Annotated in this window: 11 protein-coding genes; 4 read left to right on the top strand and 7 right to left on the bottom strand. The window is 64.9% G+C overall.

The genetic code is table 11. The features are described 5' to 3' along the window. Positions 1-50: 50 nt before the first annotated feature. From DM374_RS07090 to DM374_RS07070, 5 genes are all read right to left on the bottom strand, one after another. Positions 51-1,883 (bottom strand): ABC transporter ATP-binding protein, encoded by a 1,833-nt coding sequence (locus tag DM374_RS07090; protein WP_110969227.1) that lies wholly within the window; start codon positions 1,881-1,883, stop codon positions 51-53. Then, positions 1,876-2,508: a DsbA family protein gene (locus DM374_RS07085; protein ID WP_110969226.1), complete on the bottom strand. Its 633-nt coding sequence runs from the start codon at positions 2,506-2,508 to the stop codon at positions 1,876-1,878. Before DM374_RS07085 ends, DM374_RS07090 begins: the two co-directional genes overlap by 8 nt. A 3-nt stretch (positions 2,509-2,511) precedes the next feature. Beyond that, a complete protein-coding gene (trhO, locus tag DM374_RS07080; protein WP_095155484.1) occupies positions 2,512-3,447 on the bottom strand; it encodes an oxygen-dependent tRNA uridine(34) hydroxylase TrhO in 936 nt (311 codons plus the stop codon). Positions 3,448-3,562: 115 nt separating this feature from the next. After that, the gene (locus DM374_RS07075) at positions 3,563-3,862 is read right to left on the bottom strand and encodes a BolA family protein (RefSeq protein ID WP_110969225.1); all 300 of its coding nucleotides are present in this window, start codon (positions 3,860-3,862) and stop codon (positions 3,563-3,565) included. 12 nt (positions 3,863-3,874) lie between these two features. Beyond that, entirely contained in the window at positions 3,875-4,402 is a 528-nt protein-coding gene (locus DM374_RS07070) for a DUF2059 domain-containing protein (protein ID WP_110969224.1), read from the bottom strand. A 160-nt stretch (positions 4,403-4,562) separates the two neighbouring features. On the opposite strand from DM374_RS07070, the gene DM374_RS07065 reads away from it, so the two are divergent. After that, positions 4,563-5,957, top strand: a complete 1,395-nt coding sequence (locus tag DM374_RS07065; RefSeq protein ID WP_110969223.1) for a class II fumarate hydratase — start codon at positions 4,563-4,565, stop codon at positions 5,955-5,957. Position 5,958: 1 nt separating this feature from the next. Here DM374_RS07065 and DM374_RS07060 read toward each other — a convergent pair whose 3' ends face one another. Next, a complete protein-coding gene (locus tag DM374_RS07060) occupies positions 5,959-6,915 on the bottom strand; it encodes a DMT family transporter (protein ID WP_110969222.1) in 957 nt (318 codons plus the stop codon). Between the two features lie 151 nt (positions 6,916-7,066). Further along, entirely contained in the window at positions 7,067-8,560 is a 1,494-nt protein-coding gene (gene pap / locus DM374_RS07055; protein ID WP_110969221.1) for a polyphosphate:AMP phosphotransferase, read from the bottom strand. 136 nt (positions 8,561-8,696) lie between these two features. On the opposite strand from pap, the gene mnmC reads away from it, so the two are divergent. The 3 genes from mnmC to ngg all read left to right on the top strand — a co-directional run bounded on the left by mnmC (position 8,697) and on the right by ngg (position 14,359). Beyond that, positions 8,697-10,688, top strand: a complete 1,992-nt coding sequence (gene mnmC, locus DM374_RS07050; protein ID WP_110969220.1) for a bifunctional tRNA (5-methylaminomethyl-2-thiouridine)(34)-methyltransferase MnmD/FAD-dependent 5-carboxymethylaminomethyl-2-thiouridine(34) oxidoreductase MnmC — start codon at positions 8,697-8,699, stop codon at positions 10,686-10,688. Positions 10,689-10,822: 134 nt separating this feature from the next. After that, a complete protein-coding gene (locus tag DM374_RS07045; protein ID WP_110969219.1) occupies positions 10,823-12,610 on the top strand; it encodes an N-acetylglutaminylglutamine amidotransferase in 1,788 nt (595 codons plus the stop codon). Positions 12,611-12,613: 3 nt separating this feature from the next. Then, positions 12,614-14,359, top strand: a complete 1,746-nt coding sequence (gene ngg, locus DM374_RS07040; RefSeq protein ID WP_110969218.1) for an N-acetylglutaminylglutamine synthetase — start codon at positions 12,614-12,616, stop codon at positions 14,357-14,359. The last annotated feature ends 3 nt before the right edge of the window (positions 14,360-14,362 follow it).

Raw genomic sequence — 14,362 nt, 5'->3', positions numbered from 1 at the left:
GCCTTCATGGCAATAAGAGATTTCTGACGCCGCACTACATGATGTCGCTATCAGCTCTGCTGCAAATGCCCGTAAAGCTTGGCGTACAGGCCGCCCTCGGCGATCAGTTGCTGATGACCACCATCCTCGGCCACATGACCGCCGTCGAACACCAGCACCCGGTCGGCCTGTTTCACCGCCGACAGCCGGTGGGCAATGATCAGCGTAGTGCGAGCACTGAGGAAGCGCGCCAAGGCGACATGCAGGTTGTACTCGGTCGCCGCGTCGAGGGCCGAAGTGGCCTCGTCGAGAATCACTACCTTGGGCTCGGCCAGCACCATTCGCGCGATCGCCAGACGCTGGCGCTGGCCACCGGACAAGCGCACGCCCGAACGGCCTACCACGCTATCCAGCCCCTGGGGCAAGGCGCCGATGGTTTCGTCCAGCTGGGCGATGGCCAACGCCTGCCAGCAGGCGTCATCGGAGCAATCGCGGCCCATGGTGAGGTTGGCGCGCACCGTGTCGTTGAACAGCGACGGGTGCTGCAGCACCACCGCGACATTCTCGCGCAGGGTTTCCAGGCCGATCTCCTGCAGTGTCGCACCGCCGAAGCGGATGCTGCCGGCCTGAGCGCTGTACAAGCCCAGCAACAACTGCACCAGGGTACTTTTGCCGCCGCCACTGGCGCCGACGATCGCAACCTTCTCGCCCGGGGCGATGGACAGGTTCAACTGGTCCAGCACCGGTTCCTCACCGTAGCCGAAACGCAGCCCGCGTACCTCGATGCCCACGGTGGTCTGGCCCTGGAAAGGATCGGTGCCGCCGGGGAACTGCGGCTCATCGGACCGTGCAAGCAACTCGTTGATCCGGCTCAGCGCGCCGCCCGCCGCGTAATAGGCGTATTGCAGGTTCAGCAACTGCTCCACCGGACCGATCATGAACCACAGGTAGCTGAACACCGCGAGCATCTGCCCGATGCTGAGGTCCGAGAACAGCACGGTAAGCATCGCCGCCGCGCGGAAGATATCGATACCGAACTGGAACAGCAGGCCACTGGCGCGGCTGCTCGCATCGCTTTTCCACTGCGAGGCCACCGCGTAGTTGCGTACGTCCTGGGCGCGCAGACCGAGGCGGCCGAGGAAATAGCCCTGGCGGTTGCCGGCGCGGATTTCCTGGATCGCATCAAGGGTTTCAGTCAGCGCCTGGGTGAACCGCGAGGTGCTGTCGTTTTCCAGTTTCTTCAGGTGCTTGACCCGCTTGCCCAACTGCACCGTGGCGAAGATCACCAGCGGGTTGAACAGCAGGATCAGCAGCGCCAGTTGCCAGTGCATCCAGATCAGGATCGCCGCAGTGCCGGTCAGGGTCAGCACTGCCACCAGGAAACGGCTGAGGGTTTCGCCGACGAACTTGTCCACGGTGTCCAGGTCGGTCACCAGGTGCGTGGTGACCGTGCCGCTGCCGAGACTTTCGTATTCGCTCAGGGAAATCCGCTTCAAGCGCTCGATCAGGCGGATACGCAAGCGGTAGACGATGTCCTTGGCCAGCCCGGCGAACAGCTTGGCCTGGACCACGTTGAAGGCCAATGCGGAGCAGCGCAGGATCAGGGTGACCGTCAACATCAAGCCGATATAACCGGCCGCCACCTGCCAGTTGGCCGGCAGCAACTGGTTCATCCACTTCAGCGCAGCATCGCCGTGGCCCAGCAGCACTTCGTCCACCAGCAATGGCAGCAACAGCGGGATCGGCACGCTGCACAGCGCCGCCAGTACGGCAACGCCGTTGGCGGTCCACAGGGCTTTCTTGTGATGAAGGGCCAGGCGGCGGATTTCCGCCCAGCTCAAGCGATCGGCAGACGCCGCCGCAGGCCCGGGAACCGGGTCGGGCGAGCCTGGCAGATCAAGCATAAGCGGCCCGCTCCAGCCAGCGACCCAGCAACGGTTCGAGGGCTTCCAGCGGCTGGTAGCCGTTGGTCAGCAAGGCGAGCTGGCCGTTGCGCTCGGCCAGCAAGGTGGGGAATCCGGCGATGCCCAGGTCCTGGACCCAGGTGATATCGGCGGCAGTGGCACCGCGCTGCTCGGGACTGGTGAAGGCTGCAGAGAAACGCGCACGGTCAAAACCGGCCTGTTCGGCCAGTTCCACCAGCTTCGGCGCCAGGGTGACGTCTTCGCCATGCTGGTAGAACGCCTGCTGAATCAACCCGAGCAGCGGCCAGACCGCTTGCGGATCGAGGCTGCGAGCGGTGACCAACGCGCGGCAGGCCGGCTCGGTGTCGTAGACAAAGCCTTCCGGCATCGCGCCCTCGAGCTGGAACGGCTGGCCGGTGGCCTCGTTGACCGCCTGCCAGTGTTCGAGGATATAGCGCCGCGTCGAGGCATCCAGCGGTGAACTGCCGTTACGCAGACCGCCGGCCACCAGATGGGTTTCAACCCCCGCCTGCCCGGCCTGAGCGATCAAGGCGCTGGCCACCGGGGCGAATCCCCAGCACCAGGAGCACATCGGGTCCATGACGTAGAGCAGGCGAGCGGTCATGAATCACACCTCGGCTTTGCGGTAGTTGAACCCGATCGGGTGCGGCTGGTTGCGGGCCTTGGCCAGTTCGATCTGTTTCTGCCGGTCGATGGCGCTGCGGCGCGTCTTCTCGCTCAGGCTGTCCCAGCAATGCGGGCAACTGATACCTGGCGAATAGTGCTCCGAGGCCCGCTCGTCGGCGTTGATCGGGTGGCGGCAGGCGTGGCACTGGTCGTAGTCGCCTTCGCTGAGGTCGTGACGCACGGTGACCCGGTTGTCGAAGACGAAGCAGTCGCCCTGCCACTTGCTCTGCTCCTGAGGTACCTCTTCAAGGTACTTCAGGATCCCGCCTTTAAGATGATAGACCTCTTCGAAACCCTCACCGAGCATATAGCTGGAGGCCTTTTCGCAACGGATGCCACCGGTGCAGAACATAGCGACCTTCTTGTGCCGCGACGGGTCGAAGTTGGCCTTGATGTAGTCGGGGAATTCACGGAAGGAGGTGGTCTTCGGATCGATCGCGCCTTCGAAGGTGCCGATGGCCACTTCGTAGTCGTTTCGGGTGTCGATCAGCAGGACTTCCGGGTCGCTGATGATGGCGTTCCAGTCCTGGGGCTCGATGTAGGTGCCAACCGCCTTGTTCGGGTCCACACCCGGTACGCCCAAGGTGACGATCTCTTTCTTCAGCTTGACCTTGGTGCGGTAGAACGGCTGTTCGTCGCAGTACGACTCTTTATGGTCGACATCCACCAGGCGCGGGTCATTGCGCAGCCAGGTCAACAGGCCATCGATACCTTCGCGGGTGGCGGAAACCGTGCCGTTGATGCCTTCTTCGGCCAGCAGCAGGGTGCCTTTGACACCGTTGGCTTCCATGCAGGCGAGCAGCGGCTCGCGCAGCTCGACGTAGTCTTCGAGGGTGACGAACTTGTACAGCGCCGCCACGACAATGGATTGGGTCATGCTTGCAACTCTCCAGTGGTCACCCTCGTAAAGGGCGGACCGGGTCAAAAAATACAAATAAAAACGCGCCGACAAGCGGCGCGGGTGCGGATTCTAGCAAAACCTGAATTTGAAATCAGTGCTTGCTGCCTCCGGCGCAGGTGGGCGAAGCCGGCGCGCTGCCGACTTTTTCCCATTCCTGCGGGGTGTAGGTGTGCAACGCCAGCGCATGGAACTGGCCCATCAGGTCGCCGAGGGTGGCGTAGACCTTCTGGTGCCGCTTGACGCTGTTCAGGCCTTCGAATTGCTCACTGACCAGCACCGCCTTGTAGTGGGTTTCCACGCCGCGGCTGTGCATGTGGCTCTCGTCCAGCACCTGCAGGTGCTGGGGGGCCAGTGCGTGCAGGCTCTGTTCGATCTTCTGTTGCATCGACATGAACGGCCCCGCTTACGGCTTCTTGGCTGGAGCGGCGGCTTTGCCGGCGCTCGGGTCGAGTTCCTTGGTCATGTCATCCAGCAGCTTGTTGACCACCGGCACCGCGGCTTCCAGCTTCTGCTGGGTCAGTTGGGCCGATTGCTGGGTAACGCGAGGCATGGTTTCCAGCACTTTCTTGCCCAGTGGCGACTGATAGAAGGCCACCAGGTCTTTCAGCTCGCTCTCGGTGAAGTTGCTGGTGTACAGCTTGATCATGTCTGGCTTGAGCTTGTTCCAGCCGATAGCGTTATCCAGCGCGGCGTTGGCCTTGGCCTGGTAGCTGTCGAGCACGGATTTCTTCGAAGCAGGGGCTTTGGTCTGCTCGAAGCGCTGACCGAACATCTGCTGAACCTGCATGTAGACCGGGGTTCCGAGCTTGTCGGCGTGCGCCAGCATGAGGAATTTCTCAGCATTGGCAGCGTGGCTGGCGGCATCGGCGAATACCTGGCCGCTGGCGCAAACCAGCGCGACAGCCGTGCAGAGGGCGCGAAGACGGGTCATCGAAATTCCTTAAAGAGTAAGTGAGTGTTTCCAGCGTAGAGCATTCTGCGCCGACGGGAGCATCTGCTCAATAGTACGAGAGACTATGGAACCGGCCCGGATCATCAGGGCCTAAACTGCTTTGTCAGACCTTGCATCTTGCATAAGGAGTGGGTAGCGCATGAGCCGTATCGAAACTGACAGCCTCGGACCGGTCGAAGTTCCGGACCACGTTTACTGGGGCGCCCAGACGCAACGTTCCCTGATCAACTTCGCCATCGGCAAGGAACGCATGCCGCTGGCGGTGCTGCACGCCCTGGCGCTGGTGAAAAAAGCGGCTGCACGGGTCAACGACCGCAACGGCGACCTGCCCGCAGCGATCGCCCGGCTGATCGAACAGGCCGCCGACGAAGTGCTCGACGGCCAGCACGACGACCAGTTCCCGCTCGTCGTCTGGCAGACCGGCAGCGGCACCCAGAGCAACATGAACGTCAACGAAGTGATCGCCGGTCGCGCCAATGAACTGGCCGGCAAGGGGCGCGGCGGCAAAGACCCGGTGCACCCCAACGATCACGTCAACCGCTCGCAGAGTTCCAACGACTGCTTCCCCACCGCCATGCACATCGCCGCCGCCCAGGCGGTGCACGCCGATCTGCTGCCGGCGATCACCGAGCTGTCGTCGGGGCTGGCGGAGCTGTCGGCACGGCACATGCACCTGGTCAAGACCGGGCGCACCCACATGATGGACGCCACGCCGATCACCTTCGGCCAGGAAGTCTCGGCCTGGGTCGCCCAGCTCGACTACGCCCAACGGGCGATCCGCGCGGCGCTGCCGGCGGTCTGTGAACTGGCCCAGGGCGGCACGGCGGTCGGCACCGGGCTCAACGCACCGCACGGTTTCGCCGAGGCTATCGCTGCGGAATTGGCGGCGCTGTCCGGGCTACCGTTCGTCACCGCACCGAACAAGTTCGCCGCCTTGGCCGGCCATGAACCGCTGACCAGCCTCGCCGGCGGCCTGAAAACCCTGGCCGTGGCGCTGATGAAGATCGCCAACGACCTGCGCCTGCTCAGTTCCGGCCCTCGCGCCGGCTTTCAGGAGGTGCGCTTGCCGGCCAACGAGCCGGGCAGCTCGATCATGCCCGGCAAGGTCAATCCGACCCAATGCGAGGCGCTGTCGATGCTGGCCTGCCAGGTGCTCGGCAACGACACCGCGATCAGCTTCGCAGCGAGCCAGGGCCATTTGCAGTTGAACGTGTTCAAGCCGGTGATCATTCATAACCTGCTGCAATCCATCGAGTTGCTGGCCGACGGCTGCCGCAACTTCCAGCAGCACTGCGTCGCCGGCATCGAGCCGGACCCGCAACAGATGGCCGCGCACCTGGAGCGCGGGCTGATGCTGGTGACCGCGCTGAACCCGCACATCGGCTACGACAAAGCGGCGGAAATCGCCAAGAAAGCCTACAGCGAAGGCACCACCCTGCGCGAAGCGGCGCTCACGCTGGGTTACCTGACCGACGCCCAGTTCGATGAGTGGGTCCGCCCCGAGCAGATGCTCGAGGCGGGTGGCAAAGGCTGAGTCAGCGGGCCAGGCGTGCGCGCCTGGCTCGCCAGCCTGCGCTGATCGACGGTCCGAGGGCGGTCAGCGCCGACCCCAGCACCACCACCAACGCACCGGCATACCCGAGGCCGTTGATCTGCTCGGCGGTTACATAATCCGGCCACAACCACGCGGCCAGCGCCACGGCGACGAACGTCACCAACGGCGTGAGCGCCAGGGTCGCGCTGACCCGCGAAGCCTCCCAGTGCGCCAGCGCCTCGGCGAACGCACCGTAGGCCACCAGGGTGTTCAGACAGCAGGCCAGTAGCAGCCAGCCTTGCAGCGCCGTCAACTGCAGCACTTCCAGCGGATGCGCCCAGGGCGTCAGCAACAGCGCGCAGCACAGGTAGATCACCATCATCACCTGCATGGAATTCCACACCGTCAGCAACTGCTTCTGGCCGAGGGCGTAGAACACCCAGATCGACGACGCCAGCAGAATCACCAGCACGCCGGTGGTGTAGGCGCTGAGCGAGGTCAGCAATTCCTCCAGCCGCTGGTTGAAGAACAGGCCGAAACCCGCCAGCAACAGGGCCAGACCGACACCCTGCCCGGCACTGAAATGCTCCTTGAACAGAAACACGCTGCCGATCAGCAACAACACCGGCCCCACCTGCACCACCAACTGCGCGGTGCCGGCACTGACCAGCTTCAGGCCGATGAGATAAAGCACGTAGTTGCCTACCAGGCCGAAGGTGCAGACCGCCACCAACAGCTTGCCGCGCCGCCCCAGCGGCGTGAACGACGGCAGTCGGCGGGTTGCCGCCAGCCACGCGAACAAGAGCCCGCCGGAGACCAGCAGGCGATACCAGGTGACGGTGATTGGGTCCATGACCAGCAGGACCTGCTTGAGCTTGACCGGAAGGATGCCCCACAGCAGGGCCGTCAACAGCGCCAGGAACAGACCATAGGCCCAGCGTCCGGAAGAGATATGCATGATGGCCTCGATAGCCCGGGGTGGTGGTTGGGTACGACGACACACTGACAGCTGGACCCGGTGCGGTGCTGGTCCAGAAAGGACATCGCGCCCTTTCAAAAGGCCGGGGCTTCTCGCGGGAGCTGACCAACCAGCTCCCCCAAGCCGCTATCTACTTCTTGTGCTTGCGAAACGCCGCCTCCAGCGCGTCGTTGATGGTGCGCAGCACTTTGACCCGGGCCCAGCGCTTGTCGTTGGCTTCCACCAGCGTCCAGGCGGCGATCTCGGTGCTGGTGCGGTCGACCATATCCCCCACCGCGTGGGCATACAGGTCCCACTTGTCGCGGTTGCGCCAGTCTTCCTCGGTGATCTTGAAGCGCTTGAACGGAATCTGCTCACGCTCCTGAAATCGCTCCAGCTGGGTCTGCTGGTCGATGGACAGCCAGAACTTCACCACCACCACGCCGGCGTTGCTCAACTGCTCTTCGAAATCGTTGATCTCGCCGTAGGCACGCATCCAGTCAGCCGGGGTGCAGAAGCCCTCGACCCGCTCCACCAGCACCCGGCCGTACCAGGAACGGTCGAAGACGGTAAATTTGCCGCGTGCCGGGATGTGCCGCCAGAAGCGCCACAGATACGGCTGCGCGCGTTCTTCCTCGGTCGGGGCGGCGATGGGAATGATGCGGTACTGACGCGGGTCCAGCGCGGCGGCCACCCGGCGGATCGCGCCGCCTTTGCCTGCCGCGTCATTGCCTTCGAATACCGCCACCAGCGAATGGTGCTTCATGCGCTTGTCACGCAGCAGCCCGGCCAGGCGTGCCTGCTCGGCGAGCAATTGGTCCTGGTACTCGTTCTTGTCCAGCCGCACGCTCAGGTCGAGGCTGTCCAGCAGGCTGAGCTGGTCGATGCTCTCGCCCAGCGGGGCGATGTGGGTGGGCTGCTTGATGGCGCCTTCGGTCTTGAGGGCGTTTTGCAGGCCCTCCAGCAGAATCCGCCCGACCGCCAGGCTGCGGTAATGCGGGTCCGAGCCTTCGATCACGTGCCAGGGTGCATAGTCGCGGCTGGTGCGGCGCAGCACGCGCTCGCCGAAGCGCACGAAGCGGTCGTAGGTTTCCGACTGCTGCCAGTCCAGCGGGCTGATCATCCAGCGACTGTGCGGGTCAGCCTTGAGCGCCTTGAGCCGCCCCTTCATCTGTTTCTTGGACAGGTGGAACCAGAATTTGAAGATCAGCGCGCCTTCATCGCAAAGCATCTGTTCCAGACGCTCGGCACCGCTGATGGCCTGGTCCAGCACCGCGTCCTTGAACTGGCCATGAACCCGCCCCTGCAGCATCTGGCTGTACCAGTTGCCGAAGAACACGCCCATCCGCCCCTTGGCCGGCAGTGCCCGCCAGTAGCGCCAGGCCGGTGGCCGGGCCAGTTCTTCGTCGCTCTGCTGGTCGAAGGTGCGCACCTCGATCAGCCGTGGGTCCATCCATTCATTGAGCAGCTTGACCGTCTCGCCCTTGCCAGCACCCTCGATGCCGTTGATCAGCACGATGACCGGGAAACGTGCCTGCTGCTTGAGCTCGAACTGCGCTTCGAGCAGGGCCTCGCGCAGGGCGGGCACTTCGGCGTCGTAGGTTTCTTTGTCGATCGCGTGACCGATTTCAGCGGATTCAAACATACCAGGCTCCCTTCTTGGATAAGCAAGACTAGCGGATCGCCATCGATTTTGTCGCTGCCGTGCGTGAGCTTGCGCCAGGTCAAACAGCCGCCGGGCGATCAGATAGAATGCGCCATCCGCTGTAGCCGAGCCCGCCATGACCGACACCCCCGCCCCACGCCACGCCCAGATCGACTGGGACGAACAAGGCCGACCGCATTCGCGGCAGTACGACGACATCTATTTCTCCAAGGACCAGAGCCTGGCGGAAACCGAGCACGTGTTCATCGAGCAGAACGACCTGCGCGAACGCCTCAAGGCCCTGGCGCCGGGAAGCCGCCTGACCATCGGCGAAACCGGCTTCGGCACCGGCCTGAATTTCTTCTGCGCCTGGCAGTTGTTCGAACAATACGCACCCGCCGACAGCCGCCTGCATTTCATCAGCGCCGAGAAGTTTCCCCTCAGCCGCGACGACCTGCGCCGCGCCCTGGCCCTGTGGCCGGAACTGACGAGCTTCAGCGAGGCGCTGCTGCAGCAATACGTTGCGGTGCACGACGGTTACCAGCACTTCCTCTTCGACAATGGCCGGGTCAGCCTGACCCTGATGATCGGTGACGCCAGCGAACAGTTCGCCAGACTGGACGGCCAGGTCGACGCCTGGTTCCTCGATGGCTTCGCCCCGGCGAAAAACCCCGACATGTGGACCCCGGAACTGTTCGCCCAGGTCGGTCGGCTTTCCGTGCCCGGCACCACACTGGGCACCTTTACCAGCACCGGCTGGGTGCGCCGGGCGCTGATCGCGGTGGGCTTCAAGATGAAGCGCATTCCCGGCATCGGCAAAAAATGGGAAGTGCTGCGCGGACGCTTCGAGAGCCGCCCGGAGGAGCATCCGGCGCCAGCGCCCGCAGCGCCTTGGTATCGCCGGCCACCAGCGTTGTCCGGCTCGCGTCAGGCGCTGGTGATCGGTGCCGGACTGGCGGGTTGCGCCAGTGCCGCGAGCCTCGCCGCTCGCGGCTGGCAGGTCGAGTTGCTGGAGCGCCACGCCGGCCCGGCGCAGGAAGCTTCGGGCAACCCGCAGGGCGTGCTGTACCTGAAATTGTCGGCCCACGGCACGCTGCTCTCGCAACTGATCGTCAGCGGCTTCGGCCACACCCGGCGTCTGCTGGAGCGCTTGCAGCGCGGCACCGACTGGGACGATTGCGGCGTTCTGCAACTGGCCTTCGACGACAAGGAAGACCAGCGTCAGGCCGTCCTGGCCGGCGCCTTCAACGAGGAATTGTTGCAACGCCTGGACCGTCAGCACGCCGAGGCCGTGGCCGGAGTGGCCCTGGCCAGTGGCGGGCTGTTCTATCCCGAAGGCGGCTGGGTGCACCCGCCGGCGCTTTGCCGCTGGCACCTCGCGCAGCCCAATGTGCGCCTGCTCACGCACCATGACGCGCTGCAACTGCGCAAGGTCGATGGCCTCTGGCAAGCCTGGGATGGCGAGCGATTGCTGGCCTCGGCGCCGGTGGTGGTGCTGGCCGGTGCCGCCGATATCCAGCGCTTCGAAGGCTGCGCCGGTTTGCCGCTCAAGCGCATACGCGGGCAGATCACCCGCCTGCCGGTCACGGCCGCCAGCCAGACGCTGAACACCGTGGTCTGCGCCGACGGCTATGTCGCGCCGTCGCGACAGGGCGAGCACACCCTGGGGGCCAGCTTCGATTTCCACAGCACTGATCTGGCCCCGACCACCGAGGAGCACCGTAGTAACCTGGAGTTGCTGCGGGAAATCTCTGCCGACCTGGCCGAACGCCTGGATATCGATCACCAGGATCCACAACGACTGGAAGGCCGCGCGGCGTTTCGCTGCACCACCCCGGATTACCTACCGCTGGTGGGGCCGGTGGCGGATGCGCCGAAGTTCGCCGAAGCCTATGCGTCCCTGGCCAGGAACGCCCGGCAGATTCCCGAAGCCGATTGCCCATGGCTGGAGGGGCTTTATGTGAACAGCGGACACGGTTCTCGCGGGTTGATTACCGCACCGTTGTGCGGCGAACTGGTGGCGGCGTGGATCAACGGCGATGCCCTGCCGGTGCCACGGGAACTGGCGGAGGCCTGTCATCCGAATCGCTTCATGCTGCGCGAGCTGAAGCGCGGTAGCGGGAGATAAAACCTGGGCGCGTGTCTGCGCCCGGCATTTCCACTTATTCCATATCGATCTAAAACTCCCAGGATTCGCACCGGTCAGTTCCTGAGTGCCCACCTTTCGGGCACCTTCCCCAACGGCAAAACCGGTAAGGACTTATGTGCGGATTAGCTGGAGAGTTTCGTTTCACCCCTGTAGCCACCCCTTCGCGCCCGGCGGACCTCGCCGCGGTTGAACGGATAACCCACCACCTGGCGCCCCGCGGCCCCGACGCCTGGGGCTTCCACAGTCAGGGGCCGATCGCCCTGGGCCATCGTCGCCTGAAAATCATGGACCTGTCCGATGGCTCGGCCCAGCCCATGGTCGATGCGCAACTGGGCTTGTCGCTGGCCTTCAACGGCGCCATCTACAACTTCCCGGAACTGCGCAGCGAGCTGGAAAGCCTCGGCTACGTCTTCTATTCCGGCGGCGACACCGAAGTGCTGCTCAAGGGCTATCACGCCTGGGGCGAACAGCTTCTGCCACGGCTGAACGGCATGTTCGCCCTGGCGATCTGGGAGCGTGACCGCCAGCAACTGTTCCTCGCCCGCGACCGCCTCGGCGTCAAGCCGCTGTACCTGTCGCGGACCAACGAACGCCTGCGTTTCGCCTCGACCTTGCCGGCCCTGTTGAAAGGCGGCGATATCGACCCGGTGCTGGACCCGGTAGCGCTCAATCACTACCTGAACTTCCACGCCGTGGTACCGGCGCCGCGCACCCTGCTGGCGAACATCGAGAAACTGCCGCCAGCCACCTGGATGCGCATCGATGCCCAGGGCCGCAGCCAGCAGCAACAGTGGTGGAGCCTGCATTACGGGCCACACACCGATGAACAGGACCTGGGCCTGGAAGACTGGCGCGACCGCGTTCTGCACAGCACCCGCGAGGCGGTAGCGATCCGTCAGCGCGCGGCCGTCGATGTCGGCGTGCTGCTGTCGGGCGGTGTCGACTCCAGTCTGCTCGTGGGCTTGTTGCGCGAGGCCGGGGTCGAAGATTTATCGACCTTCTCCATCGGCTTCGAGGATGCCGGCGGCGAACGCGGCGACGAGTTCCAGTACTCCGACCTGATCGCCAAACACTACGGCACCCGTCACCACCAATTGCGCATCGACGAGCGCGAGATCATCACCCAGTTGCCAGCGGCGTTCCGGGCCATGAGCGAGCCGATGGTCAGCCACGACTGTATCGCCTTCTACCTGCTGTCGCGGGAAGTGGCCAAGCACTGCAAGGTGGTGCAGAGCGGCCAGGGCGCCGACGAACTGTTCGCCGGTTATCACTGGTATCCGCAGGTGGATGGCGCGCAGGACCCGCTCGCGGCTTACCGCGCCGCGTTCTTCGACCGCAGCCACGCCGAATACCGCGACACGGTGCAACTGCCCTGGCTGCTGGAGCATGACGCCGCCGGTGATTTCGTCCGCGAGCATTTCGCCCAGCCCGGCGCCCGCCAGGCGGTGGACAAGGCGCTCCGCCTGGACAGCACGGTGATGCTGGTGGATGACCCGGTGAAGCGGGTCGACAACATGACCATGGCCTGGGGCCTGGAAGCGCGCACGCCGTTCCTCGATTACCGCCTGGTCGAGCTGTCGGCGCGGATTCCGGCGCGCTTCAAGCTGCCCGACGGCGGCAAGCAAGTGCTCAAGGAAGCCGCGCGGCTGGTGATCCCAAGCGAAGTGATCGACCGCAAGAAAGGCTATTTCCCGGTGCCCGGCCTCAAGCACCTGCAAGGCGCGACCCTCGACTGGGTGCGCGAGTTGCTGCTCGACCCGAGCCAGGATCGCGGCCTGTTCAACCCGGCGATGCTCGACCGCCTGCTGAGCGACCCGCACGGTCAGCTCACACCGCTGCGCGGTTCGAAACTGTGGCAACTGGCGGCCCTCAACCTGTGGCTCAGCGAACAAGGAATCTGACCGATGAAGCCTCACACTTCCGCCTACGGCCAACGCTTGCTGCGCGGCCAGGTGCCGTCCTATGAACGGCTGCAGGCGCGCCTGGCCGGTGACGGCAACGAACCCAGCGACGAGCCCCGCGCCCTGCATTGCGGCTGGGGCCGCTTGCTGGTCGGCCACACTTATTCCGAGCCGGCCCTGCTGGCCGCAGCGCTGCTGGAAGAGCAACCTGGCGAGCGCGATATCGCCCTGTATGTCGCCGCCCCGCAACAAGTGCTGGCCCAGGCACCGCAGCAACTGTTCCTCGATCCGTCCGACACCCTGCGCCTGTGGTTCAGCGACTATCGCCCGGCGCAACGAGTGTTCCGTGGCTTCCGCATCCGCCGCGCGCAGAGCGACGAGGACTGGCAGGCGATCAACACGCTGTACCTGACCCGCGGCATGCTGCCGGTGAACACCGCCCTGCTGACCCCGCGTCATCTCGGCGGCCCGGTGTACTGGCTGGCCGAGGACGAAGACAGCGGCGCGGTGATCGGCAGCGTCATGGGCCTGAATCACCACAAGGCCTTCGACGACCCGGAACTGGGCAGCAGCCTCTGGTGCCTGGCGGTGGACCCGAACACCACCCGGCCAGGGGTCGGCGAGGTGCTGGTGCGTCACCTGATCGAGCACTTCATGAGTCGCGGGCTCAGTCACCTCGACCTCTCGGTGCTGCACGACAACCGTCAGGCCAAGCGCCTCTACGCCAAGCTCGGCTTCCGCAACCTGCCGACCTTCGCGGTCAAGCGCAAGAACGGCATCAACCAGCCGCTGTTCCTCGGGCCCGGCCCCGAAGCAGGGCTCAATCCCTACGCGCGGATCATCGTCGAGGAAGCCTACCGCCGCGGCATCGATGTGCAGGTGGATGATGCCGATGCCGGGCTGTTCACCCTGATCCATGGCGGGCGCCGGGTGCGTTGCCGCGAGTCGCTGAGCGACCTGACCAGCGCCGTCAGCATGACCCTCTGTCAGGACAAGCAACTGACCCACAAAACCCTCGCCGCCGCCGGCCTGAAGCTGCCGGCCCAGCAACTCGCCGGCAGCGCCGATGACAACCTGGCCTTCCTCGAAGACCACGGCGCGGTGGTGGTCAAGCCGGTGGATGGCGAACAAGGCAATGGCGTCGCCGTCAACCTGAGCAGCCTCGACGAACTCAACCACGCCATCGAACAGGCCCGTCGCTTCGACAGCCGGGTGCTGCTGGAAAGCTTCCACGAAGGGCTCGACCTGCGCATCGTGGTGATTGGTTTCGAGGTGGTGGCCGCGGCGATCCGTCACCCGGCCGAGGTGATCGGCGATGGCCTGCACAGCATCGGCGCGTTGATCGAAGCCCAGAGCCGTCGACGCCAGGCTGCCACCGGTGGCGAAAGCCGCATCCCGCTGGACGACGAAACCGCGCGCACCCTGCACGCCGCCGGTCTCGACTACCACAGCGTGCTGCCCGCCGGGCAGCGCCTGGCGGTCCGCCGCACCGCCAACCTGCACACCGGCGGCTGCCTCGAAGACGTCACCGCGCAGTTGCACCCGACTCTGGTCGACGCTGCGATCCAGGCCGCCCGCGCTCTGGATATCCCGGTGGTCGGGCTGGACCTGATGGTCCGCGCCGCCGATCAGCCGGAGTACGTGTTCATCGAAGCCAATGAACGCGTCGGCCTCGCCAACCACGAACCTCAACCCACTGCCGAACGTTTCGTCGACCTGCTGTTTCCCCACAGCCGGCCCACGCCATGAACC

This window comes from Pseudomonas huaxiensis, assembly GCF_003231275.1.
Taxonomy (GTDB): domain Bacteria; phylum Pseudomonadota; class Gammaproteobacteria; order Pseudomonadales; family Pseudomonadaceae; genus Aquipseudomonas; species Aquipseudomonas huaxiensis.
Note: the sequence above shows the minus strand (reverse complement) of the source record. Positions and strands in the feature narration are given on the sequence as shown.